The sequence below is a fragment of the Enterococcus sp. 9E7_DIV0242 genome (genome assembly GCF_002140975.2).
Classification (GTDB): domain Bacteria; phylum Bacillota; class Bacilli; order Lactobacillales; family Enterococcaceae; genus Enterococcus_L; species Enterococcus_L clewellii.
The window spans coordinates 3,968,948-3,994,248 of record NZ_CP147247.1; the positions used below are offsets into that span (position 1 = coordinate 3,968,948).

Annotated in this window: 25 protein-coding genes; 20 read left to right on the plus strand and 5 right to left on the minus strand. The window is 39.2% G+C overall.

The window, feature by feature from the left end; genetic code table 11:
* The first annotated feature begins 175 nt into the window (after window positions 1-175).
* The 5 genes from A5888_RS18570 (at window position 176) to A5888_RS18590 (ending at window position 5,838) form a co-directional block, all read left to right on the plus strand.
* Complete coding sequence (locus A5888_RS18570; RefSeq protein WP_086348941.1) at window positions 176-1,393, plus strand: ammonium transporter; 1,218 nt, start codon at window positions 176-178, stop codon at window positions 1,391-1,393.
* 103 nt (window positions 1,394-1,496) lie between these two features.
* Window positions 1,497-1,838 (plus strand): P-II family nitrogen regulator, encoded by a 342-nt coding sequence (locus A5888_RS18575; protein ID WP_086348942.1) that lies wholly within the window; start codon window positions 1,497-1,499, stop codon window positions 1,836-1,838.
* A gap of 265 nt (window positions 1,839-2,103) precedes the next feature.
* On the plus strand, window positions 2,104-3,852 hold the full coding sequence (locus tag A5888_RS18580; protein WP_086348943.1) for an SdrD B-like domain-containing protein: 1,749 nt from the start codon (window positions 2,104-2,106) through the stop codon (window positions 3,850-3,852).
* Window positions 3,853-4,185: 333 nt separating this feature from the next.
* Window positions 4,186-5,325 carry a DNA polymerase IV gene (gene dinB / locus A5888_RS18585; RefSeq protein ID WP_086348944.1) on the plus strand — a complete coding sequence of 380 codons (1,140 nt, stop codon included), beginning with the start codon at window positions 4,186-4,188 and terminating at the stop codon, window positions 5,323-5,325.
* A gap of 39 nt (window positions 5,326-5,364) precedes the next feature.
* Window positions 5,365-5,838: a GNAT family N-acetyltransferase gene (locus A5888_RS18590; RefSeq protein ID WP_170924760.1), complete on the plus strand. Its 474-nt coding sequence runs from the start codon at window positions 5,365-5,367 to the stop codon at window positions 5,836-5,838.
* A gap of 62 nt (window positions 5,839-5,900) precedes the next feature.
* Here the strand turns inward: A5888_RS18590 and nrdG are convergent, their stop codons facing one another.
* The gene (gene nrdG, locus A5888_RS18595; RefSeq protein ID WP_086348946.1) at window positions 5,901-6,503 is read right to left on the minus strand and encodes an anaerobic ribonucleoside-triphosphate reductase activating protein; all 603 of its coding nucleotides are present in this window, start codon (window positions 6,501-6,503) and stop codon (window positions 5,901-5,903) included.
* Window positions 6,504-6,896: 393 nt separating this feature from the next.
* Window positions 6,897-9,086: an anaerobic ribonucleoside-triphosphate reductase gene (gene nrdD / locus A5888_RS18600; protein ID WP_086348948.1), complete on the minus strand. Its 2,190-nt coding sequence runs from the start codon at window positions 9,084-9,086 to the stop codon at window positions 6,897-6,899.
* A 461-nt stretch (window positions 9,087-9,547) separates the two neighbouring features.
* Between nrdD and A5888_RS18605 the strand changes: the two genes are divergently transcribed.
* The 7 genes from A5888_RS18605 (at window position 9,548) to A5888_RS18635 (ending at window position 17,024) form a co-directional block, all read left to right on the plus strand.
* The gene (locus A5888_RS18605) at window positions 9,548-10,315 is read left to right on the plus strand and encodes an ABC transporter ATP-binding protein (protein ID WP_339101777.1); all 768 of its coding nucleotides are present in this window, start codon (window positions 9,548-9,550) and stop codon (window positions 10,313-10,315) included.
* Window positions 10,305-12,350, plus strand: coding sequence for an ABC transporter permease (locus A5888_RS18610; RefSeq protein ID WP_086348950.1), 2,046 nt, complete (start codon window positions 10,305-10,307; stop codon window positions 12,348-12,350). The genes A5888_RS18605 and A5888_RS18610 overlap by 11 nt, the downstream gene beginning before the upstream one ends.
* A 188-nt stretch (window positions 12,351-12,538) precedes the next feature.
* A complete protein-coding gene (locus A5888_RS18615; protein ID WP_086348951.1) occupies window positions 12,539-13,621 on the plus strand; it encodes a M42 family metallopeptidase in 1,083 nt (360 codons plus the stop codon).
* 28 nt (window positions 13,622-13,649) lie between these two features.
* Entirely contained in the window at window positions 13,650-14,438 is a 789-nt protein-coding gene (locus A5888_RS18620; RefSeq protein WP_086348952.1) for a DUF975 family protein, read from the plus strand.
* A gap of 82 nt (window positions 14,439-14,520) precedes the next feature.
* Window positions 14,521-15,261, plus strand: a complete 741-nt coding sequence (locus A5888_RS18625; RefSeq protein ID WP_086348953.1) for an MBL fold metallo-hydrolase — start codon at window positions 14,521-14,523, stop codon at window positions 15,259-15,261.
* Between the two features lie 20 nt (window positions 15,262-15,281).
* On the plus strand, window positions 15,282-16,286 hold the full coding sequence (locus A5888_RS18630) for a lipoate--protein ligase (protein WP_086348954.1): 1,005 nt from the start codon (window positions 15,282-15,284) through the stop codon (window positions 16,284-16,286).
* 54 nt (window positions 16,287-16,340) lie between these two features.
* Entirely contained in the window at window positions 16,341-17,024 is a 684-nt protein-coding gene (locus tag A5888_RS18635) for an O-methyltransferase (protein WP_086348955.1), read from the plus strand.
* Between the two features lie 38 nt (window positions 17,025-17,062).
* Here the strand turns inward: A5888_RS18635 and A5888_RS18640 are convergent, their stop codons facing one another.
* A complete protein-coding gene (locus A5888_RS18640; protein ID WP_086348956.1) occupies window positions 17,063-17,596 on the minus strand; it encodes a 3'-5' exonuclease in 534 nt (177 codons plus the stop codon).
* Window positions 17,597-17,858: 262 nt separating this feature from the next.
* A complete protein-coding gene (locus A5888_RS18645; protein ID WP_086348957.1) occupies window positions 17,859-18,617 on the minus strand; it encodes an exodeoxyribonuclease III in 759 nt (252 codons plus the stop codon).
* A gap of 146 nt (window positions 18,618-18,763) precedes the next feature.
* Here A5888_RS18645 and A5888_RS18650 point away from each other — a divergent pair, with 146 nt between their 5' ends.
* The 3 genes from A5888_RS18650 (at window position 18,764) to A5888_RS18660 (ending at window position 21,231) form a co-directional block, all read left to right on the plus strand.
* Window positions 18,764-19,678, plus strand: a complete 915-nt coding sequence (locus A5888_RS18650) for a Gfo/Idh/MocA family protein (RefSeq protein WP_086348958.1) — start codon at window positions 18,764-18,766, stop codon at window positions 19,676-19,678.
* A gap of 175 nt (window positions 19,679-19,853) precedes the next feature.
* Complete coding sequence (gene murB, locus A5888_RS18655) at window positions 19,854-20,756, plus strand: UDP-N-acetylmuramate dehydrogenase (RefSeq protein ID WP_086348959.1); 903 nt, start codon at window positions 19,854-19,856, stop codon at window positions 20,754-20,756.
* Window positions 20,757-20,769: 13 nt separating this feature from the next.
* Window positions 20,770-21,231: a GNAT family N-acetyltransferase gene (locus tag A5888_RS18660; RefSeq protein ID WP_086348960.1), complete on the plus strand. Its 462-nt coding sequence runs from the start codon at window positions 20,770-20,772 to the stop codon at window positions 21,229-21,231.
* Window positions 21,232-21,307: 76 nt separating this feature from the next.
* On the opposite strand, the gene cbpA is transcribed toward A5888_RS18660, so the two are convergent.
* Window positions 21,308-21,943 (minus strand): cyclic di-AMP binding protein CbpA, encoded by a 636-nt coding sequence (cbpA, locus tag A5888_RS18665; RefSeq protein WP_086348961.1) that lies wholly within the window; start codon window positions 21,941-21,943, stop codon window positions 21,308-21,310.
* Between the two features lie 189 nt (window positions 21,944-22,132).
* On the opposite strand from cbpA, the gene rpmG reads away from it, so the two are divergent.
* The 5 genes from rpmG to A5888_RS18690 all read left to right on the plus strand — a co-directional run bounded on the left by rpmG (window position 22,133) and on the right by A5888_RS18690 (window position 25,270).
* On the plus strand, window positions 22,133-22,285 hold the full coding sequence (gene rpmG / locus A5888_RS18670) for a 50S ribosomal protein L33 (RefSeq protein WP_086348962.1): 153 nt from the start codon (window positions 22,133-22,135) through the stop codon (window positions 22,283-22,285).
* Between the two features lie 17 nt (window positions 22,286-22,302).
* A complete protein-coding gene (gene secE / locus A5888_RS18675; protein WP_086348963.1) occupies window positions 22,303-22,473 on the plus strand; it encodes a preprotein translocase subunit SecE in 171 nt (56 codons plus the stop codon).
* A 134-nt stretch (window positions 22,474-22,607) separates the two neighbouring features.
* Window positions 22,608-23,150 carry a transcription termination/antitermination protein NusG gene (gene nusG, locus A5888_RS18680; protein ID WP_339101778.1) on the plus strand — a complete coding sequence of 181 codons (543 nt, stop codon included), beginning with the start codon at window positions 22,608-22,610 and terminating at the stop codon, window positions 23,148-23,150.
* Window positions 23,151-23,661: 511 nt separating this feature from the next.
* A complete protein-coding gene (locus A5888_RS18685) occupies window positions 23,662-24,498 on the plus strand; it encodes an ABC transporter permease (RefSeq protein WP_086351147.1) in 837 nt (278 codons plus the stop codon).
* Window positions 24,491-25,270 (plus strand): ABC transporter permease, encoded by a 780-nt coding sequence (locus tag A5888_RS18690; RefSeq protein ID WP_086351146.1) that lies wholly within the window; start codon window positions 24,491-24,493, stop codon window positions 25,268-25,270. The genes A5888_RS18685 and A5888_RS18690 overlap by 8 nt, the downstream gene beginning before the upstream one ends.
* The last annotated feature ends 31 nt before the right edge of the window (window positions 25,271-25,301 follow it).

Below are 25,301 nucleotides of genomic sequence, written 5' to 3' on the forward strand. Positions count from 1 at the left end.
TAACTCATTTCTTAAATCATGCGAATGTTAGTTTATATCACGTGAATAGTCATTAAATTCAGAAAATTTTGAAAAATAAATGGTTTTCTCTAGTGGTTATACAAAAAATATGTTAGGATATCTAACATAATCAAAGTGAAGGTTGATTATAAATTGAAATTGGAGGGATCGGGCAATGGATATGGCAAGCGTAGCATTTATTATTATTTGTACAGCAATGGTGTTTTTAATGACTCCTGCACTGGCATTCTTTTATGGAGGGCTGGAAAGAAGAAAAAATATTCTTAATACCATGATGATGGTCATTTGTGTAATGGGGTTAGCTTCTGTTTTATGGATTGGGTTAGGCTATTCCTTATCTTTCAGTGGAGAGGAATCGTTTGTTGGGAATTTTGATAAGCTCTTTTTTAACAATGTTTCAATGACAGAAGGAGAAGGAATTCCAGAAGGGCTGTTTGCGGCATTTCAAATGATGTTTGCATTGATCACAACAGCAATTATTACTGGCTCTGTCGTTGGAAGAATGCGTTTCTCAGCTATTTTTCTTTTTATCGCTATTTGGTCAATCGTCGTATATTATCCGATGGCTCATATGGTTTGGGGGGGCGGATTTTTAGATGCGATTGGCTCCGTCGATTTTGCCGGAGGAAATGTTGTCCATATCAGCTCCGGGATATCCGGTTTGGTATTAGCAATTGTATTGGGCAGACGACGTGAATATAGACAAACAGAGTATCGTCCGCATAATATTCCTTTTGTTGTTTTAGGTGCGGGTTTGTTGTGGTTCGGCTGGTTTGGCTTCAACGCAGGTTCAGCCTTAGCACCAAATGGATTAGCCGTTCATGCGTTGTTGACCACAAATACAGCAGCTGCAAGTGCAATGCTTTCTTGGATGTTGATTGAAAAGCTGATCAATGGAAAACCGACTGTTGTTGGGGCATGTACCGGTGCTGTTGTCGGTCTGGTCGCGATTACACCTGGTGCAGGCTTTGTTTCTCTTTGGAGTTCACTGGTAATCGGTGCTTTAGTCAGTCCATTTTGCTACTATTTTATCTCTGTTATCAAGCATCGGTTTGGCTTCGATGACGCGTTGGATGCTTTTGGTTGCCATGGTATAGGTGGGATATTCGGCGGCATCATGACGGGTGTTTTTGCAGATGCTTCTGTTGGTGGTAAGACAGGCTTGATTTATGGAGAAACACAACTTTTTATTGCTCAGTTGGAAAGCATCTTGTTTACACTCGTATTTGCAGGTCTGGCAAGTTTTATTATCATTAAGGCAATTCAATTAGTTATGCCAATTCGGGTGACACCGAAAGAAGAAGCGCTTGGAATGGACCGGATCGAGCATGATGAGACGGCGTACCCGACCTTTATGGGGTTGGATTCGTAGAAAGGACTTAACACAGCACTTTTTTGGAGAACGACTATTGAATGGAGCGTTGTGATAGAGAAGTATTCACTCATGACAAGCTCAGACAGAAAAGAGGGAAACAATGAAAAAAATAGAGGCGATTATTCAGCAAGATATGCTGGAGGAATTAAAGGATGCAATCGATCGTGAAGTGGAAATCAGCGGCATGACAGTGATGCAGGTTTTAGGCTGTGGGAAGCAAAAAGGCCTGAAAGAATATGTGCGTGGACAAGAAGTTATTACCACCCTTTTGCCGAAAGTGATGGTCAGTTTCATAGTAAAGGATGAGCAAGTGGAGGATATTATCGCGCGTATTCTGGATATTTGCCAGACAGAGGAAGTCGGTGATGGGAAAATATTTGTATACCCTATTGAAGAAGCTGTCCGAATTCGTACGAGAGAACGTGGAACTCAAGCGATTTGAGTCTATAGAAAATTTGCTATATAAGAGATGTTGATCAAGACGAAGAGTAATTGTAGAGCAGCTATCATGTGTTAAAACTAAATATATAAATACCCTTATTTCTTATCTAACTGTCGAACAAACAGGAATCGTCAGTTGAGTAAGAAATAAGGTTTTTTTATTAGGTATTTCAATTTTGTGAAAAAAAACATAAAATTCAGATAGACTTTTTGGATGAAATAATGTAAATTTAAGATTGAATAATTGTTTTTTAGGAGGATGAAACATGGGGATGAAAAAGTGGTTAGTGATGATTGTTTGTTTATTGGGGACAGCAGTTAGTCTAGATACATTGGAAACAGAGGCGGCTGCAAACAATACAATCACAGGTTCTGTATATCATGATATCAATGGAAATGGTGTACAAGAGTTAAGTAAATTGGAAGTTGGGTTGGCAGAGCAAAAAGTAGTGCTTTATCAGAATTTGGAGGATGCTCAAAATAGCCGAAATATGTTACGAACAGTTACAACCAACGGATTAGGCATATTCAGCTTTTCCAAGCTTGAAAAAGGCAGCTATTATTTACGCTATGATCAAAACGAAGGATACACTCCGACAATATCTGAAAACAATGTAAGTGATGCGTATGGTCAAAGGATTCCGGGAATCGTTCAGGTCAATGTGGATAAAAAACTACAATTGGTTTATACGACAAAGCTATCGTTGAGAAGAGCGACTTCTTTGAACATCCTGCCATTTGGCGATGTCAACTGGGATGGTGTGATGAATGCAGATGAGGAAATCGTCAATGGAAAAACAATGATTATTTTAGATCTTAGACGTCTATCTAATGTATTGAAGTCAGGTGAATTGGCTTCTATTGATCTTCCTTCATTATTGTTGAATGCTGTTAATGGAAACGTTGATATTGCAAATTCGATATATTTGAGAACAACAAAAAATGGAGAAATCATCAATATGCCTGATGTTGAATCTGGGTTTTATGTGATGATTCGTTCACCATTTAATTTAACGTTATCAGGAATGTTGGAAAATACAGCCAAGATTTCCGCAATTTTGGATATCATTCAAGGGAAGGATATTACTGGTATTTTGGATCATCCGGAATTGGTTTCAACTGGAGATATCGATACAAATTCTGATAATCGATATATCAAGTTATTGGCACAGCTCTTGCCGCAAATTGCGAATGAGTTTGATAAAATTGATTATGCTTCCTTATTAGGTGAAGAAAATGCAGCGACGATTTATGAATCGACAGAAAAATTACGAAAACTCGGCCATTTGATCGATCAGCTGCCAGCAACACGTTTTGTCAAAGTCAATTACTTTGGGCATGCGTATGACCTGACAGGATTGCAATTCAAGAAAACAAACCAATTTTTCTTTGGTATCAAAGAATATGCAGCAATTACAGGTCAAGTATTTACAGATACGAACTTGGATGGGAAAAAAGGAACCCTTGAATTTTTGAAAGCTGTAACAGTAACGGCTTATGATGAAAGTGGAACTATTTTAGCGCAGACAACATCTCCCGGATTACTTGGCGAATATAAATTAGACAAATTGCCTTATGGTCAACCGATCTATCTAGGTGTTTCTGAAAGTGCTCCGGTGTATCCGGAAGTAGTTGATGGTAAACCGCAAGCATTGGCTGATAAGAAAATAGCCGCAGTCTATGAGTTTGGACGAACAGATAATGTGACGACGATTTCGCAAAATATCGGTATTGCTTCATTATCGGATATCACGGTAAGTGTGAAAACGAGAGACGAAGCGAAAAACACTGCTACATTGACGTTTTCTAACAAGAATAGTGCGGCAGTGACGGTAAATTATGAGGTGAATAACGAGGCTGCTGGATCGTTTGATATAAAGGCAAAAGGGTTATTTGCAAAAGAAGCGGTCTACAATTTACCCTTGGATTCATTGAAAGCTATCGGTGAAAATCAATTGAAGGCGAAGTGGACTGTTGGAATTTATCAAGGTTCGTTGAAGCTGTTAGACTTCTAAAAGAACAAGCTGAAGAGTGCAATAGACTTGTGGATTATTGCTTAATGAACGGAGAATTACCGTGAGGCACACCAGCTTTGTTAAAGACAAAATGCTTTTTGAATAGCTTTTAGTTAGTGGAGTATGGGCCTGTGTGACCTATACTCTGCTTTTTTATTTATAACTAATTGTAATTCTTGGACTAAATCATTATAGATGTTCCATAATTTCAGTCTTATTGTACGTAAGCTGTTCAAGCTCATTCCGCCTTTCGTGATGCTCATAGTTAAAGTTCGACTAGATTGAATATGAACAAATGTTCGTTTATAATAGAAGGTAAGGGAGGCAGGAAAGATGAGTGAATTGCGATTTCCATTAAAAAAAGATACGTCAAGAAAAATTATTCATATCGATATGGACGCTTTTTTTGCTTCTGTAGAAGAGCGGGATCATCCGGAGCTTGTCGGTCACCCTTTAGTTATTGCGCGTCATCCCAGTGATACAGGAGGACGAGGCGTTGTTACTACGGCAAACTATGAGGCGAGAAAGTATGGGATCCATTCTGCAATGAGTGCACTAAAAGCATTCGAGCTTTGTCCTGAAGCGATATTCAAAGAAGGGAATCATCAGAAGTATACGGAGATATCTCAGCAGATTCGAAAGATTTTTCGACGGTATACAGATATTATTGAGCCTGTCTCAATTGATGAAGCTTATTTAGATGTAACAGAGAATAAAATCAACAGCAAATCTGCAATCAAAATTGCGAAGCTGATCCAACACGATATTTGGATAGAGCTGCAGCTGACTTGTTCTGCCGGTGTCAGTTATAATAAATTCTTAGCGAAGCTAGCTTCTGATTTTCAAAAGCCTAAAGGATTGACCGTGATTCTGCCGGATGAAGCAGAAGGATTTTTAAAGGCACTTCCTATCGAGAAATTTCATGGGATTGGCAAGAAGACGGTTCCTAAAATGAATGAGCTGGGGATTTACACTGGTGAAGATTTGTATAATATGGATGAAATGGCTTTGATCCGTCATTTCGGTAAAATGGGTTATTCTTTATACAGGAAGGTACGAGGTATTCATGATTCGCCAGTCAACATCACGAGAGATCGAAAGTCAGTCGGTAAAGAGCATACATATGGCACACCTTTGGCAACGGAAAATGAAGTGACTACACAGTTGCGGATATTAGCAGACAAGGTGGAGCAGTCTCTTCGACGCGTACAGAGACATGGGAAAACAATTGTATTGAAGGTTCGTTATACAGATTATTCGACGATTACTAAAAGGAAAACATTACCTAATTACATTTTGGCAAAAGAAGAGCTTTTCTATCAGGCAAAACTTATTTGGGAAGAAGTTGGAGGCTTGGAAAAAGGCATTCGATTGTTGGGGATTACTTTGACCACGTTGGATCCGTTAACTTATGAGAACATCACTTTGCCTTTATGGGAAAAAGTGGATTATCAAGAATCAGAAGATACATAGTCCTTAGATAAAATGACGAGGATAGAAGGAGTAAAAAATATGGGGTTGCATTTTGAAAAAGCAATGGCGTTAGATAAAGAGTGGTTGACTGAAGTAATGATAGTGGCTTTCAATTTCGATACAGCTCGCCATCGAACGGATACAGAGGAAGACGGCCCGCCGGGATATAATGATGGAACATTAGCTGAGAAGATGCTGTCAACAGTTGGGCTGACGAACTATATCATTGTAGCAGACCAGCAGCGGATCGGCTGTCTTAGCTTTTGTATAGAGGGAATGACAGGAACTGTAGAAAAATTCTGTTTGTTCCCAGAATACATCGGTCAAGGCTTTGGTACAATGGCCTGGCAGCTGATAGAAAAGCAGGTAGCGTGCAAAACGTGGGTACTGGAAACACCGGATTATTCAGTAAGTAACCACCAGTTTTACGAAAAATGCGGGTTTAGAAAAAAAGGAAAGAAGCGATATGCTGAGGACAGTCACTCAATAATTTTTGAAAAGAAGTGTGAGTAACTAGAAGACAGTATGTATTACTTACTAACATAATAAGAACTTTGTTTGAAAAAAATCCGAGCTTAAATCAGCTCGGATTTTTTGATTTGTTCGTAAGAGGTTTCGGCATCATGACACTTATCCCAAATCACGGCTTCGCCTATGGCCAGCGATTTTTTTACATCAATGATCCGTTGATTGCTGCTGCCTCTGAATTGCAGGTTAAGGTTGCGCTTGCTTAGTTCAAAACGTCCATCTACTAAAACGTCAATTTTATCAAGCAGCTCAAGCTTATCCGGTGTTTCCAATAACAGCTCTTCAAAGGTGTAACCGGTCCATGACCAGATATCCTTTTTATCACCGAATACTTGATGAATGCGGTCAACGACCTTCAGACATACTTCGGTATTTAAAAAAGGCTCTCCACCAAGGAGGGTCATTCCTTGGACATAATCGTGTGACAAATCTTCGATGATTGTGTCTTCCAACTCTTGTGTGAAAGGTTTGCCATAACGAAAATTTTGGACAGCTTTATTAAAGCATCCTTCGCAGGCAAACAGGCAACCACTGACGTAAAGGCTATTTCGAACACCTTCTCCGTCAACAAAGTTGAATGCTTTGTAATCTGCAATATAGTTTTGACTATAATCTTGTGCGCGCCATTCTTTTGGGTGCGGATTGTTCATTGCGTGATCATCCTTTCATTGACTCTCTTTACACAAAAATGATGCAAGAAAATTTGAGAGTCCAGGGGAAGTCTTCTAATCAAAAGAGGGAGGCTTCCGCGTTTATTGCTTCTTGGTATGAGGGTATGACAAAAGCGCTTAGCTACAAGCATCAAGTAGCTGCTTTGGGTACACCATTTATTCAGTTCTATACAATGATAATGCATGATAAAGACAAGCCGAGAGAAGCATTCGCGACTTTTCTTTAAGATTCCTGTCCTATGGAAAAGGGAAAGAAAAAATTCCTCATCCCACAAGGCTGAAAAAATAGTGGGACAAAAACTGCTTCTGCGCCTACGGGTCTCGCTTCGCTACGACCTTGGAAGCTAGAAGAGGTTTTGTCCCAACATTGTTTTATTTCATATGTTTCACACGAGAGGAAATTTCTTTATGTCGTCCATGAACCATCGGACGTGCTTGTGGATTTCCTAAATAACCACATGTTCTTTTTACAACATCACATGATTTTGGATCATGGTTGCCACATTGCGGACATTCAAAACCACGTTCTGTTGGTTGGAAATCACCTTCAAAATCGCATTCATAGCAGTGGTCGATTGGTGTGTTCGTTCCTAGGTAGCCAATACGATCGTAGGCATAATCCCAAACAGATTCGAGAGCTTTCGGATTTTGCTGCAACACAGGGTATTCACAATAGTGAATGAAACCACCGGAAGTGTACTGCGCGTAATCTTTTTCAAAGTCCAGTTTTTCAAACGGTGTAGGATTTTTACGTACATCATAATGGAAGCTATTTGTGTAATAGTCCTTATCAGTGATATTTTCAACAGAGCCAAATTTTTCTGTATCAAGACGGCAGAAGCGGTCTGTTAAGCTTTCACTAGGTGTCGAATAGACACTGAAATGATAGCCATAATTATTGCCCCATTCGTCTGCGTGTGCTTTCAAGAATTTTAGAATATCAAGAGTCAGCTCTTTCGCTTCTGGATTGTTTTCCCATTCGCCACCGAAGAAAGCCGCAGCAACTTCGTAAAGACCGATATAACCCATAGAAACGGTTGCCCGTTTGTTTTTAAACAGCTCATTGACTGAATCTTTTCTTGATAAACGTTTTCCAAAGGCACCATACATATAAAGAATTGGTGCGTTCGCAGGGGTTGCTTCTTTACAGCGTTCTACACGATAGACCAATGCATCCTTCATGATTTCCAGACGTTCTTCTAATAAGGACCAGAATTTATCAATATTACCTTGTGACTCCAATGCAATTCTTGGCAGGTTTAATGTGACTACCCCAAGGTTCATTCGACCAACGTTGATTTCTTCGCCATCTTCATCCTTCCAGCCTTGTAGGAAGGAACGACAACCCATTGGAACTTTGAAGCTTCCTGTCAGTTCGATCAATTTATCATAGCTCAAAACATCTGGATACATTCTTTTTGTTGCACACTCTAATGCTAACTGTTTCACATCATAGTTAGGGTCTTCAGCATTCAGGTTCACGCCTCTTCTCAGTGTGAAAATCAGTTTTGGAAAAATAGCTGTACGTTTTTCGCTACCTAGACCGTTGATTCTGATTTGTAAAATCGCTTTTTGGATTTCACGTTCAAACCAGCTTGTTCCAAGACCAAAACCAAGAGAAGTGAATGGTGTTTGTCCATTTGAAGTAAACAATGTATTGATTTCATATTCCAGACTTTGCATCGCATCATAGATATCTTTTCTAGTTTTTGCTTTTGCGTATTCTTCCTGACGTTCTTCACCATCGATCCATTCTCTCGCATCCTCTAGGTGTTTGAAATAGTTCAATTCGGCAAATGGAGCCAATAGCTCATCGACACGGTCAGCAGAACAACCGCCGTATTGACTGGAAGCCACATTAGCGATAATCTGTGAGATTTGTGCCGTGGCTGTTTGAATTGATTTTGGAGACTCCACTTCGGCATTGCCGATTTTAAACCCATTGTTTAACATCCCTTTAAAGTCGATCAAACAACAGTTAGTCATTGGTGTATACGGATGATAATCCAAATCATGGTAATGGATATCCCCCTTTTGATGGGCGTTTGCTACATGAGCCGGCAGCATTTTCAGGCCGATTGATTTACCAACGATCCCCGCAGTCAAGTCTCTTTGCGTGTTAAAAACATCACTGTCTTTGTTGGCATTTTCGTTGACCACTGTTTGATCTTTGTTTAATAGCTTACCGATAGTAAAGTTGATATCGGTTGCTTTGCTTCGCTCGAAGTCACGACGAGTACGGTAATTGATGTATTCTTCTGCAAGTGCGTATTCGTTTCTTTCCAATAGGATGTGTTCAACCACGTTTTGAATTTCATAAATCTTTACATTAGAAGTAAAACGTTCTGAAATTTCCTGATCGACACGTTCAACAATTTCTTGGATACGTTCATGTGCCAAAGGTTCCAGTCTTCCATGAATTTTTTGTTCAGCTTTGATCAAAGCATCATAGATTTTTTGGTCATCAAAATCAACCAATCGCCCATCTCTTTTGATAATCTTGATATCGTATAGAGATGAAGCAGTACTACTTAATGAATCTTTTTGTCCTATTTCCATCATAAATTTCCCAACTCCTCGATGACTTATTCCTCATCTATCATAAAACAATTCCTTTTTTCTTTCAACCTATATATAGTGTTATTTTTTAAAAAAAACAGCGAAAAACATCTATATATTGTGTGTAGTCTTCCTGAAAATACTATGAAAACAAGTCTTATAAAGGTTTGAAAGAATTCGTCATGTTGAAAAAAAACTGTTGAAATACATTCAATGACAAAATTAATTTTTTGAGAATTCCGAGCAAGAAAATGGATTGATGACATTCTGCTATTTTTAGTTGAACTACTTAGGAAAATAAATAAATTCATGCGATATTGTTTGTATTTCGACAATAATTATGTGAATAAATGTTCAAAAATAGATGTTCTTACAAAAGTGATAGATGCAAACATACGAAAAAATGTTCAGTAGCAAAAAATATTGGTAAAATAAAAGCAATACATGCGATAGGCGGAGAAGTAATGAAAAAAATTATTGATGTTCAACATATTAGTAAATCTTATGGGTATCTACTAAACAAGGCCACTGTTTTGGATAACCTCTCTTTCTCTGTAGAGAAAGGAGAATTTGTTGGAATCATGGGTCCTAGCGGTGCAGGGAAATCCACCCTTTTAAATGTTATTTCGACAATAGAACTCCCTTCGGCTGGTAGTGTAAAAATAAATGGAAAAAGCATTCTGGAGATGAGAAGCAATCAGCTGAGTGATTTTCGGAGGAAGGAAATTGGGTTCATTTTTCAGGACTTCAATCTTGTGGAATCTCTGAATATAAAGGACAACATTTTATTTCCTCTGGCTGTTGACCATATATCGGTGAAGGAAATGGAGACGAGGTTGAGTAGAGTAGCGGGTATCTTGAATATTGAAGGGATCTTAGACTCTTATCCCACAGCCATTTCAATTGGTCAAAAGCAGCGAGCTGCGGCTGCACGTGCATTGATTACAGCGCCTAAAATTATCTTTGCAGATGAACCGACGGGCTCGTTGGATTCTAAATCTGCCGCAGAGCTGTTGCAGTATATGACGGATATCAACCAACAAGATGATGCAACAATCATCATGGTCACACATGATCCTTATACTGCCAGCTACTGCAATCGGATTATCTTTATCAAAGATGGTGCATTCTTTTCAGAAGTCGTTCGTCAAGGGCCGCGAGAAGAGTTTTTCAATCAAGTGATCGATATGCAGGCAACGATCGGAGGTGGCAAACGATTTGATGCTTTCTAAGCTTTCTTGGAAAAGTGTTCGTTCACAATATTATCATTATGTGGTTTATCTGGTAGGAATGATTTTTGCCGTTGCCATCTACTATAGCTTCAATGCAATTACCTATGATAAGGTTTTGTTGAAAAGTGTTGGTAGTGAGGTTAGTCTGAAAGCATTTCTAAGCTTTGGCGCATTGTTGATTGCGGTAATGATCTTGAGCTTCATGTTTACGATCAATCGTTTTTTCTTTATGCGACGAGCAAAGGAAATTGGTATTTATCAATTGATTGGTATGAAGAAAAGACAGATTGCGGGATTGTTTTTTTCGGAAATTTATAGTCTTGGTATAGCCGCGTTAATCATCGGCATTTTTTTCGGTATTATTTTCTCGAAGCTGTTTTCCATGATTTTGATTAAAGTGATGGTTTTAAATGTGGAAAGTTCGATAAATTTTTCGATCCCTTCTATAGTAGATACTGTGCTCGTTTTTCTATTGCTGTTGTTCTTTGTTTCATTGCATAGCAGTTATTTGATATACTCCTATCGTTTATCCGGTTTTTTTAAGCAAGAGGATCAGCCGGTCATTGAAGCCAAGCAATTGACGGTTCGACAAGCAGCTCTAGGTACGGTTGGGGTCGCATTGATCCTGTTCAGCTATTTTATTTCTATGAATGTCCTTTCGTTTTTATTTGATGAAACTGTTGGGACCTTAGGGTTTCTACTGCTGCCCTTTGTTTTGATTGGTCTTTGTGCGGTTGGCACCTATTTGATTTTTAAATACACGATTCATATTTTTATCCATTTATTTATTAGGAAAAAAGGGGGCTATTATCAAGGGTTGTCCATGCTGGTTGCCGGAAATACGCGGTTGCATTTGTACAAGGGAAGCAATACATTGACCACAATCACCATATTTATTGCCTGTTCATTGGGGATAATCGGCGGTTCGGCATCTTTTTACACCTTGGGTATGGATAATGTCAATGCGACGAATCCTACAGACTTTATCGTTAACAGTGCTCTATATGAGCCTATAATGGCGCATATCGATCAGAAAAAGGCAGTTACCGAATCGGTCGAGTTGCACTTTAAGGCTGTTGGAGGAGTGTACCGTTATTATCTCAGCAAAGAAGAAATGACAATTCTTGAACCCATTAATATTCTTTCGTTGACAAATTACAAAGAATATCAGCAAATCAATCCTTATTTGAAGACTATTGCATTTAATGGAAACAATCAGGCAGTACTATTGGCCCCACGAACGCAATCCATAGCGAAGTATGATTCCGTATTTCAATTACTTGGAGGAATAACGGTCGAAGTGACTGACACTATTCCAGACTATCTGGGAGATACATTACTCCGGTATAATCGTCCGACGTTGATTGTACCAGATAAGCTGTTCGACCAAGTGAAGGATGCTGTGTCTTACCGTTTAACGGCATTCAATGTGCTAGAAGATCAAAACAGCACCATCGCAGAACAGATTTCTCAAAATTTTGCTAAAGAATGGCAGTTTCCAATGTATTATGAATTGAATCAGGCGAAGGCGGGACTCTCTGGATATGTATCAGAGAAGCCGAAGAAGACAGAAGGTGAAGCGTCTGGGAATGAAAGTGAGAGCTGGACATTGAATTATACCAGTCGCACGACAGAGTTGGTATACAGCCGCAAGCTTTTAGGTGCATTGATTTATATCGTTCTGTTTTTGGGTATTTTTGCCCTGATCATCTCCGGTAGTGTGTTGATGGTTCGACAGTTTGCCGAGGCTGAAAGAGAACGAGGAACCTATCGTTTACTTGAGCGATTGGGGATTCCGCAAAAGCAAATTCGTCGGCTTGTTTATCGGCAAAATCGGATCATTTTCTTTTTGCCTATGTTTCTTGGGATTTTGCATGCCTTTTTTGCAGTCCGTTTGTTCAATCAGCTGGTTCCAAGCTCAGGCTATCGATTGGCGTATATTTCCTGTGGTCTGCTCATACTGATCTATATGGTCTATTATGTACTAACTTCAAGAATCTATTATTGGATTATAGAAAAGGTGGAATCTACCTGAAATACTGGGTGGATTTCTTTTATTGTGAAGGTCAACTTGTTGTGACGGTCTTGACTTCAAAAGGAGAAATCAGCTGTTGGAGGTACTATGCATAGGGAGTGAACAGAGGGGCTGTTGCTTTTACTATTTTTAAATGAGAAATGAATGTTATAATACTTTAGATAAGATTTTTGAGAGGAGCTATTATTGTGGATAAACGTGAAGAAGAATTACTAGTCGAGTTGGTCTCTGCAAATGGAGTACCGGGGAATGAAGACGAGGTAAGAGCTATTTTCAAAAAGCATGCAGAACCTTTTGCTGATAAAATCATGTACGATGGGTTGGGTAGCATTATTGCTAAACGAGTGGGTGCTAAAGAAGGTCCTAAGATTTATTTTTCAGGACATATGGATGAAGTTGGCTTTATGGTCACACAGATTACAGAAAAAGGCTTTATCAAATTCCAGACACTTGGTGGCTGGTGGGGGCAGGTCATGCTTGCACAACAGGTACAGATCACGACGACTGAAGGAAAAATCTTTCATGGCGTAATCGGCTCAAAACCGCCTCATGTACTGACTCCGGAAGTACGCAACAAGCCATATGAAATGTCAGATATGTTCATTGATGTTGGTGCTTCAAGCGATGAGATGGTTAAAGCGTGGGGAATCAGACCAGGAGATATGATTACACCTTATATCGAATACCGTAGAATGAACGACACGAAATTTATGCTGGCTAAGGCGTGGGATAATCGGGTCGGAACAGCTGTTTCGTTGAAGGTTCTTGAAAATCTGGCGGCTTCCGGACATCCCAATGTTGTATTTGCCGGAAGTGATGCACAAGAAGAGGTTGGGCTTAGAGGGGCACGAACAAGTGCAAACTTAGTGGATGCAGATATCTCTTTTGCATTGGACACGGGGACGGCAGGAGATACACCGGGAATGACGCCGGAGGAAGCAGACTCTGTATTGGGTGAAGGGCCGCAAATACTGATTTATGATGCTTCAATGATCCCTCATAAAAAACTGAAGGAGTTCGTAATCAAAGTAGCGGAAGAAAACAATATCCCATTCCAATACACAGTGATTGCGGGTGGTGGAACAGATGCCGGACAAATGCATTTAGCGAGAAACGGTGTACCTTCTTTGGCAATTACTGTTCCTGTTCGTTACCTGCATTCTCATACATCGATCATTCATGAGGATGATTATCTGAATACAGTCAAGCTAGTTACAGAAGTTGTCAAACGTCTGGATGAAGAAACGGTTCGCAAAATCAAAGAGTATTAAAAAAGAAGATTAGAGGAGTTTTAAAGTTATGAATAATCAAATGACAAATGCAATGCACAGAGAGAGAGCCAGAAAGGCACTTTCCGGTAAATGGGGGACAATGGCCCTGATCGTTTTAGTTAGCGTGTTGATTGAGACAGTTGTCAGTACCTTGGTGGGGAACACAACAGGCGTAGCTGGCGACAGTACTGGTGGTCGATTTATCAGCTTTGTGTTGAGTAATCTGATTTTCTTCGCCTTGACTTATGGGTTGTACAATGCAGCATTACAAGTTATAAGAGGACGCTCAATTGAAGTAGGGATGGTACTATCCATCTTTAAAGGCGAATACTATGTTCCTATGCTGTTGATCAACCTCGTTCAATATTTTGTACAATTGCTGGCTAACTTGATTTTCTTGTTACCGGTTTTGATTACGTATGGAGCAACCATTTATTTCGGGATGATGTTTAATACAGTATCGATTACACAATACCAAAATGAAATGGCTTCTGATGTGATTTTTGCTCTGTTTCTGTTTGCATTCTCAATTCTGTTATTGTTGCTTTCGCTATTTATCAGCGGCGTGTTCCAATTTGCTGTCTGGACTAAGATCGATCATCCAGACTGGGGTGTCGGTACTAGTTTGAAATATGCATTAGATTTAATGAAGGGACGTTTCAAGCAGTATGTTTTTCTTGAATTGTCTTTCGTCGGCTGGTACATTGTTGGTGCATTAGCAATCGGTATTGGGTTATTGTGGGTCATCCCTTACAACCATGTAGCACTAGCAAGCTTTTATGATGAAGCACGTGATGAAAAAGATTTGAGCATTTAATTATTGATTTGGGCGTGTCTGAAAACTATTAGGGGAACAAGCTTTTCAGACAGGGCCTACTATGGAACAGGAGGGCAAGAATATGAAAATCACTGTTTTAGGCTGTCTGGGTGCTTATCCATACAAGGATCAGGGAACCAGCTCCTACTTATTGGAAGCTGAAGGCTTTCGTTTGTTGCTAGACGCGGGAAGTACGACATTGATCAATTTGGAAAAACATATGGATCCCCTTGAACTGGATGCAGTTATTTTGTCTCATTACCACCATGATCATATTGCAGATTTAGGGGTTCTTCAGTATTACCGACAACTATATCCTGCAAAGGTCCCTGTTCCAGTTTTACCTATTTATGGACATACTGAGGATGCCTCACATTTTTCAGCATTAGATCTGGACGGTGTCTCCAAAGGAATTCCATATTTTGAAGCAGAGGAATTGAAGTTGGGCCCATTTTTAGTAACGTTCATGAAGACCATTCATCCTGTCCCTTGTTATGCTATGCGATTTGTTGAGGAAAAAACAGGAAAGGTTTTTGTCTTCACAGGCGATTCCGGTTATTTGGAAGAGTTTATTTCCTTTGCTGAAAAGGCAGATATTTTTTTAGCCGACACTTATCTTTTTGAAGGTAACGAAAAGCATCATGCACATTTTACATCAAAGGAGGCTGGGGAACTGGCTAAAGCAGCTGGAGTCAAAAAACTGATTTTGACCCATCTGCCGCAGCATGGTTCTTTGGAAGAACTGAAAGCACAAGCTCAAAAAGCAGCAGGTGATCAAGTATCAGTACTTCTAGCTGAAAAAGATTTAGTGATTGAATTATAGTGGAAGGGGAGTTGAATCAAGTGATATTTGTACCTAATGAAAACAATGATCCGCGAGTGAATCTTGCAATTGAAACATATTTATTAAAGGAAATGCCATTGGATGAACCGATCTTGCTTTTTTATATCAATGATCCATCTATTATTATCGGGCGAAACCAAAATACGATCGAAGAAATCAATAAGGAATACGTGGAGGAAAAAGGCATCCACGTTGTCCGCCGGTTAAGTGGTGGTGGTGCTGTCTATCATGACCATGGTAATCTGAATTTCAGTTTTATCATGCCTGATGATGGCAATTCTTTCCGTGATTTTGAAAAGGTAACAAAACCAATTATTCAGGCATTGCATGAGTTAGGTGTCTCTGGGGCAGAGCTCAAAGGGCGCAATGATTTAGTGATCGACGGAATGAAGTTTTCCGGTAATGCTATGTATGCAACCGATGGAAGAATGTTTGCACATGGAACACTGATGTTTGATAGTGATATCGACGAAGTGGTAAATGCGTTGAAGGTGAGAAAAGACAAGATAGAATCAAAAGGAATCAAATCGATTCGTTCGCGCGTGACAAATATCAAGCCGTTTCTTCCAAAAGAAAAACAAGAAATGACGACGGAAGAATTTCGTCAGGATATTCTGCTGAAAATCTTCGGTGTTGACTCTGTTGATGACGTAAAAACCTATGAGCTGACAGAGGAGGATTGGAAAAAAATCAACCAGATTTCTGACGAATACTATAGAAACTGGGCCTGGAACTATGGAAAATCACCTTCTTTCAATCTTGAGCGTAGACATCGTTTCCCTATTGGGTCCATCGAGGTACGTATGAATGTTGAGGATGGGTTAATCAATGAAATCAAAATCTATGGTGATTTCTTTGGTTTAGGTGAGATCAACGATGTTGAGCAAAAATTGACCGGCATCAACTATGAGAAACAGGCTATTATCGAAGCTGTCTCTACAATCGATGTCAAAAAATACTTTGGAAATATCGAAAAAGAAGAATTCATTGACCTACTTTATTAAGTAGCTTTGAGTAAGTTGTGCAAGAAATAATTAAACAAAGAAGGAATGGAAGAAATGCGTAATGAAATGATGCACCGACCAGTCGTAAAAGAAGAGCTTGTCGCGTTTATGCGCGAACGTCAGAAAAAGCTGCCTGGTGAATTAGGTGTTGTAGAGGAAGAAGCTCATCGTGATGGGATACCGGTTATTCCGCACGAGACAGTCGTGTTCCTGCAGTTTTTTCTAGGGCAGCTGAAGCCAAAGAAAATATTGGAAATTGGTGCAGCAATCGGTTTTTCATCCAGCTTGATGGCGCAATATGTTGGTGAGGATGGACATGTGACAACAATCGATCGATTTGATGTCATGATCAGAAAAGCGAAAAAGACGTATGAACGTCTGGGTTTAACTGAAAAAGTCACGTTGTTGGAAGGGCAAGCAGCAGATATCCTGCCTGAGCTAGATGAACAATATGATTTCATTTTCATGGATAGTGCGAAGTCAAAATATATCGAATTTTTGCCGGAATGTCTGCGGCTATTGAAAGTCGGCGGTGTATTGATGGTCGATGATGTCTTTCAAGGTGGAACGATTCTTGAACCAGTGGAGGATATCCCAAGAAGTAAGCGGGCGATTCATCGCAAGCTGAACCAATTTTTGGATACAGTGATGAGCCATCCAGACCTGACATCTTCACTACTTCCACTAGGTGATGGCGTTATTATGATCACAAAGGAAAAAGAGACAATTGAGCTATAAAAAAATCTCTCGCTGCTAAAAAAGCAACGAGAGATTTTTTATTTTAGGGTAACTAGTTTTTTCAGTGGTTCCATGCCGAACAGCTTTTCCTGATGCAGTAAGATTTCCGCACAGGCTCGGCTATCTTCCAATGCATCGTGGTGATTATCTAACTGGATATTTAGATTTTCACAGACCGTATTTAGCTTATGATTGGGAAATTCCGGAAACAGTTTGCGGCTGGTTTTTACTGTGCAAAGAGACAAATAGCTAGGCTGCTCAATATTGTAGTAGTCGAGACAACCGGCAAGTACACCACAGTCAAAGCCGGCATTATGGGCTACGACCAGACTATTTGAATGGAAGCAGGCTTGGATTTGCTTCCATACATCTGGAAACTTTGGAGCGTCTGCGACATTTTCAGGTCGAATACCATGGATTTGAATATTTTTCCAGAAAAAATCAGTTTCAGGTTTGATCAATGAGTAATACTCACCGACAATCTTACTGTTTTCAACTTTTACTAGGGCAACAGAACAGGCACTATGTTTTGCATAGCTAGCAGTTTCAAAGTCAATCGCATAAAAGTTCATCTTAAAGACTCCTTTATAGTAAGTAGAATGTGACAAGCATTGAAGCGTTTAGCGTAGTTTGTTGCTATGAGACAGCCTCGCTTGATGCCACAGATCATTTTTTTACAAAATTTATAGATTGAATACTTCCCTTACTAGAAAAAGGCAATTCATCTTTCTGCCATTTATTCAGTCGTATTCATACATTACTTATTATAACTGATTTATTCTGGAAATCGTCAAGTAGATTAGAAATGATAAAAAAATTTAACATTATAGCCTATTAGAAATCTTCAATAACTACTTCTACAGGGCAGTGGTCGCTTCCGATAATTTCTGTATGAATAGTGGCAGAAACCAGTCGGTCGTTAAGGTCGCTTGAAACTAAGAAATAATCGATACGCCAACCGGCATTGTTTTTACGTGCGTTGAAACGATAACTCCACCAAGAATAAACCCCTTCTTTTTCCGGATAAAAATAGCGGTAAGTATCTGTGAAGCCACTATCCAAAAGTGTGGTAAATTTTTGACGTTCTTCAGGCGTGAAGCCGGCATTTTTTTGATTGGTTTTCCAATTTTTTAAATCGATGTTTTGATGAGCCACATTCAGGTCTCCACAAACGATCACGGGTTTCTTTGCTTTCAAGCCATCAAGATATTGACGGAATGCATCTTCCCAAGTCATACGATAATCCAGTCGTTTCAACTCATTTTGAGAATTGGGTGTGTAGCAAGTAATCAAAAAATAATTAGGGTATTCTAAAGTGATCACGCGTCCTTCTTTGTCGTGCTCCTCCATACCAATTCCATAGGAAGCGTTAAGCGCTTCTTCCTTGGCAAAAATAGCTGTTCCGGAATACCCCTTCTTCTCTGCGTAGTTCCAGTACTGGTGATAGCCGGAAAACTCAATATCGATTTGCCCTTCTTGAAGCTTTGTTTCTTGCAGACAGAAAAAATCTGCATCAAGTTCGTGAAACACCTCGGTAAAATTCTTTTTAACAACGGCTCTCAAGCCGTTTACATTCCATGAAATACATTTCATTTTATTCACCTCTTCATTCTTTCATTGTAACGAAAAGTAGGAAGTAGTCAATGATCCTGCTACTTTTTGATTTTTTAACTACTTCAAAGGTAATCAAGGCGGAAATATAGTAAAATAGACATACTAACTGAAATGAGGAGGTTCTTATGAAAATAGGTGTGATCGGACTTGGAAATATCGCTCAGAAAGCGTATTTGCCGGTTTATAGTGAGCTGCGGAATGAAGGAACATTTATTTTGGCAACTCGAAATAAACAAACACGTGAGCTTTTGCAAAATAGATATGGGTTCAAGGATGTTGTAGAAACGGTTGATGAGCTAATCAACGAAGGAATCGAGGCGTGCTTTGTCCATGTGGCAACCGAGGCTCATGTTGAGATCGTGGATAAGCTGTTGAAAGCTGGTATCCATGTTTGTGTGGATAAGCCGTTAAGTGAGAATCTTGCCGAGGTCCAGCAGCTTCAGACCTATGCGAAGGAAAATCAGTTGATCTTGATGATTGCTTTCAATCGTCGCTTTGCGCCTTTTGTTGAGGAATTAAAGGCAATTGAAAATAAAAACTTGATCATTATACAGAAGAACAGAATCAATTCGCCGGGAAATACTGGCTTTATGATTTATGATTTATTTCTGCATGTCATTGATACAGCCGTGTATTTATTAGATAGCCCAATTCAACAGGTTCAGACAAAAATTATAGAGAAAAATGGAGAGCTGCAACGTGCCTTTCTTCATTTGGAGACAGAAGAAACAACGGCTATCTGTTCGATGGATTTGCTTTCCGGTGCCAACACAGAAACCTATCAAGTGACGTCACTGCAAGGAACGTATTGTCTGGAGAATTTGACTGAACTAACGATTCAAACTGCAGAAGATACGAAAAAAGAAAGCTTTGGTGATTGGGTAACGACATTAGAAAAAAGAGGGTTTGATCCATTGATCAGAAGTTTTATAGCTGGTGTGAAGGCTGAAAGTAATGAGCAGTTGAAGCAGGAAAAGGTCTTTTTAAGCCATGAGCTGTGTCAGAAAATGCTGCATGATCATCAAAAGCATATTTTATAAAAAGAAACATTCCTTAATAATTTGGCTATGACTCAACTTTTCAAACACATCTGAAGTATGTGAGAAGGCCGCTTCTTGTGTAAAGAAATCTTTTGCCTGATCTATATAGGCTAGAAAGTTCTTTTAGGACATGCTAGAATGAAAAAGATGTTTGAGAGAAAGGAAACGGCAATCAATGAATAAAGAAAAAATACAAAATGAACTACCGGAAGTAACGATTTTATTTAATGAACCTTTGAAGAATTTCACCTTTACTAAAACTGGCGGACCGGCAGATATGTTGAGTTTTCCAAAAACGGCAGAGGAAGTTCGACAAATTGTTCTTTATTGTCAGGAAAATAGTGTTCCTTGGATGGTGCTAGGCAACGCGAGTAATCTGATTGTCCGAGATGGTGGGATTCGGGGCATGGTTGTAATGCTTGCGGAAATGAAGGAAGTAACGATTGCAGATGGACGTGTTACTGCTGCTGCCGGAGCAAAACTGATTGATACAACATATGAGGCTTTAGCCAGTAACCTGGCTGGCTTTGAATTTGCCAGTGGGATTCCGGGCAGCATCGGCGGAGCTGTTTATATGAACGCCGGTGCTTATGATGGAGAGATCAAAGACGTTTTCGAGTCTGCGGATTTTTTGTTACCAAGTGGTGAAATCAAAAAGATGACCGCAGAGGAAATGGATTTTTCTTATCGCCATAGTGCTATTCAGGGGATGAAAGGAATCATTCTTGCGGCTACTTTTGCATTAAAGCATGGTGATCATTCCGTAATCAAGGCGCGAATGGATGAGCTGACAGAACTGAGAACTTCTAAACAACCACTGGAATATCCGTCTTGTGGCAGTGTGTTCAAAAGACCTGTAGGACATTTCACTGGCAAGCTGATTCAAGATGCTGGGCTGCAAGGCTTGAAATGGGGCGGTGCTCAGATTTCAGAGAAGCACGCAGGCTTTATTGTTAATATCGATCAGGCTACAGCAACTGACTATGTTGAATTGATTGCACATATCCAGAGCGTCATTAAAGAACAATTTGATGTTGATTTAGAAACTGAAGTCCGTATCATCGGTGAGGAAAAATAGGGAGTGAATCTATTTGGAAAAGCTGGACTATCGTTATGGAGAAGAGAAGGATCTATCGCTCATTTTGCAGTATATCAAAGAGATTGCTGCATACGAAGGGCTTTTAGAAGAGGTAAAGACGGATGAGGAAACCTTAAGGAAATGGCTGTTTGAAAAAGAAAGAGCAAAAGTCCTGTTTTCTTTAATCAACGGACAACCAATCGGCTTTTGCGTGTACTTCTATAATTTTTCTACTTTTTTGGGACGATCTGGATTGTATATAGAAGACATCTATATAGAGGAGCACTATCGTGGAAAAGGTTATGGTAAACAGCTTCTTCATAAGATGTTCCAAATAGCTAAAGATGAAGGTCTTGGAAGAGTGGAATGGGCTTGCTTGAATGATAATGAACCTTCTTTTGAGTTTTATGTGTCACAAGGAGCAGAACCAATGTCTGAGTGGACCGTTTTTAGGGCGGATGCTCTAGATCAGTAAGAAGAAAGTATATCAAAAACAGTCTTAAAAATGATTTAAAGAGAAGCTTCAGCCAAATCGGCTGAAGCTTCTGTGTTTACTTTTTAAGGTCTTCAATTTCGACAACTTTAAAATTCTTTCTTTCAAGCTGCTCAACGATAGATGTACAGCTTTCTTCTGATGTCTCAGAAGGTAGTGTAATCAATGTACGGCGAATGAACTCACCTTCACCAATATCCAACGTGATACAACTAGCAATACTGCTGTGTTTAGCGATGATCTTTGTGATACTTGCTAAATCACCTTGCTTACCAGTCGAAGCGATCGTCAGTACATAGCTGCCTCTTTCAATATTCCATGATTGTGCCAGAATATTCAGTAATGTGCTATGTGTTAAAATACCATAGAAATGATTGTTTTCATCCAATACAGCAATATAAGGTAATTCTTTGATAGTGAAAAACACTTTGAAGAACGACGTATTGACGAAAATGAATTTTGTTGCATTTTTTAATAAATAAGTGACTGGCAGATTCATGTCTCCACCATTGGCTTTATGTCGATAGATATGCATTTTGTAAATGTTGCCTCGGAAGATTTTACCTGACTCATCCAAAATTGGAACACAGCGATAACCTGATTCTTCAAGGATATTCAACGCCTCTTCCAATGTACAGGATTCGTTAACAGTGGTAAGATTTTTCTTTTTGAGAACGACAGATTTTAATAGCATGCCTGACCCTCCTTAAATTAAATACTTCTGATAGCTCAATAATAACATAACTTGAAAAAAAACAATAGTGTGTTGAGGAGAGGCCATCCGAAAGTCGATTGAGTAGTTGGGAAAACGACCGGTTATTGACTTTTTTAGCAATCAGTGATAATGTTAATAGGTGATTTTATGAACAGAGGAGGAAGAACTATGGCGGTAAAGAAATCAGCTCTTGCCTGTTCAGTGTGCGGTTCTCGTAATTATTCCAAAGCAATAACTGAGGGAAAACACGGAAGCCGATTAGAGGTTAAAAAATTCTGTAAATACTGTAAACAGCATACATTGCATAAAGAAACGAAGTAATTATTGGAGGAGTAGAAATGAAATTTATAAAAAGTGTCAGAGATGAAATGAAAAAAGTTACTTGGCCTAGTAAAAAACAACTACGTAAAGATACATTGATCGTTATTGAAACAACTGTATTGTTTGCGATTTTGTTCTTTGTGATGGATACAGCGATCCAAACAGCTTTCGGTTGGATTCTTCGTTGATTCTAACTGGAATTTTACTGAAATGAGTGCTATAATAGGTCTGTTAGAAAAACTTCGGGTAAGCTGAGGTTTTTTTATTTTCCTGAAAAATTGAATGTAATAGAGTTGACTATAATATAAGGAGCTAAAAGAAAATGGAAACCTTTGAAAGAAATTGGTACGTATTACATACGTATTCTGGTTATGAAAACAAAGTAAAAGCAAATATTGAATCACGGGCACAAAGCATGGGCATGGGTGATTTCATTTTTCGTGTCGTTGTTCCAGAAGAAACAGCGACAGAAGAAAAAAACGGTAAGAAAAAGGAAGTTGTTCATAAAACATTCCCTGGGTACGTGTTGGTTGAAATGGTCATGACCGATGATTCATGGTATGTGGTTCGGAATACGCCTGGAGTAACTGGGTTTGTAGGCTCTCATGGGGCTGGTAGTAAACCTGCACCATTATTACAAGAAGAAATCAACCACATCTTACGTTCTATTGGTATGAGTGCTCGTCAAACAGAGCTGGAAGTAGAAATTGGTGAAGTGGTTCAAATTATCGAAGGTGCATTCTCTGGTTTAGAAGGAGAAGTCACTGAGATTGATGAAGAGAAACAAAAACTGAAAGTAAACATCGACATGTTTGGTCGTGAAACAAGTACTGAACTGGACTTCGAACAAGTAGATAAAATTTAATGAGTAAAGGCTAAAATAATGTATATTGTTGTTTTAGCTAACTCAAAAAGCAGAACGATCTCAACACAGATGATCGTTCTGCTTTTTTGTATTGTTGTGGAAGTACACTAAGCAACATAACGGTTTTATTTGTCCATCAGTAGTATATCATTTGCAGAAGAATAGAAAGTGATTTTGTTATTTTTTGTTATTCGCGTTGATTAATGTTCGTGTTTTGCTAATGATTCATAGTTAGAAAAATAATATGTAAGTATATCAGCCGACTATTAATTGCGAAATGTCGGGTTAAATAAGCTGTATGCGTGTTATTGTAGGTTTTTAAAGTTATTAAATACTAGAAATAGAATTGAATTTGACTAAAAACAAAGAAAAATCAAGACGAATAAATTGTTTGAGATACTAATCATCCATCGGTAAAAATCGATTTTTTATGAAAAAATAGAAAAAATCCATTGAAAATGTTCGTGTTTTTGATTATAATGTTACAGAAAAACGAATGAGGAGAGGTAAAATGAAACGGAATGTTCCGTATTTGATTGTAACCCCAGGGATTATTTTATTGTTATTTTTCATGCTGCTGCCTTTAGTCAACAGTATCTGGCCGACTTTCTCTACAGAAGGCGGCATTAGTATCCAGTCATATGTGGATTTTTTGACAGATGACTATAATTTGAAAATACTTTTTCGAACAATCAAGGTATCAGTTATCGTTACGTTGATTTCGGCTGCGTTGGGCATTCCAGCTGCCTATTTTATTGCAGGAGTTAGCAAGAAATGGAAAAGCCTGTTGATGGCGATGACCATGTTTCCTTTATTGACGAATTCGGTTATTCGAAGCTTCGCTTGGATCAATATCCTTGGGAAATCGGGTGTAATCAACAGCTTATTATTGAAGATTGGAATTATCGACCAACCATTGACACTGCTATATACTGAGTTTTCAATCATTATTGGGTCTGTGTATCTATTTCTTCCTACCATGATCATGACACTTGTCGGCGTGATGGAAAATATTGAAAGAGAGACTTTAGAAGCCGCTGAAACATTAGGCGCAAGTCCGTTTACTGCATTTTATAAGATCGTTTTACCGCTTTGCACACCAGGTGTGATCGTTGGTAGTATTCTGGTGTTTACAGGCACGATGACTGCCTATACGACACCTCAATTGTTAGGTGGAAATAAAAATATGTTGATGGCAACATTCCTGTACCAAAAAGCATCTACCTTAGGCGACTGGACATCTGCCAGTGTCATTGCTTTGATAATGATTGTTACGACATTAGTTGTGAATAAAGTACTGAACATGGCGGCGGCCCGTTTGGATCGGAGGGAAATGAATCATGCGTAAACAAAAGGGAATGACCCTGATTGCTATTTTAGTTTTTGCTTTTCTTTTCCTACCGCTAGTGGTTATCGTTGTTACTTCCTTTGGGAAAGCCTCGACCATCCAGTTTCCCATTGAAGAATTTTCATTGGACTGGTATAAAAAGGCACTGACATCGGATACGTTTATGAATAGCTTCAAACTGAGTCTTACAATAGGGATGGGGGCGACCTTCTTGGCGCTATTGATTGGTGTACCTGCATCCTACGCACTGTCTCGTTATAATATGAAAGGAAAGAATCTATTGAAAAGCTTCTTTCTGTCACCGACGATGATTCCAGGAATCGTTGTTGGCTACTCATTGTTTCAGTTTGTTGTGATTCAACTGCGACTACCGGTGATCCAAGGATTATTGATTGGGCATTTTCTAATCAGTTTGCCTTATATTATTCGTGTTGTTGGCTCTAGTATGGAGCAATTGGATTTTTCCATTGAAGAGGTAGCTTGGACCTTAGGCTGTACCAGAGTTCGTGCCTTTTTGAAAATTGTTTTGCCGAATGTCTCGTCAGGGATTTTCGCTGCGTTCATGTTGGCTTTTGTTAATTCTTTTAATAATGTCCCTGTGTCGATGTTCCTTTCAGGACCGGGTGTGACGATGCTGCCGACTTCCTTGTTGAGCTACATCGAATACACGTATGATCCGACAGTTTCGGCTATTTCAGTCATGATTATGCTGTTGACGATTCTGTTGATGTTCATTGTGGAGAAGACAATGGGGCTGGCCTCTATTTCTTAGAAGATAGAGTGGCTTATTAACTAGAAAAATT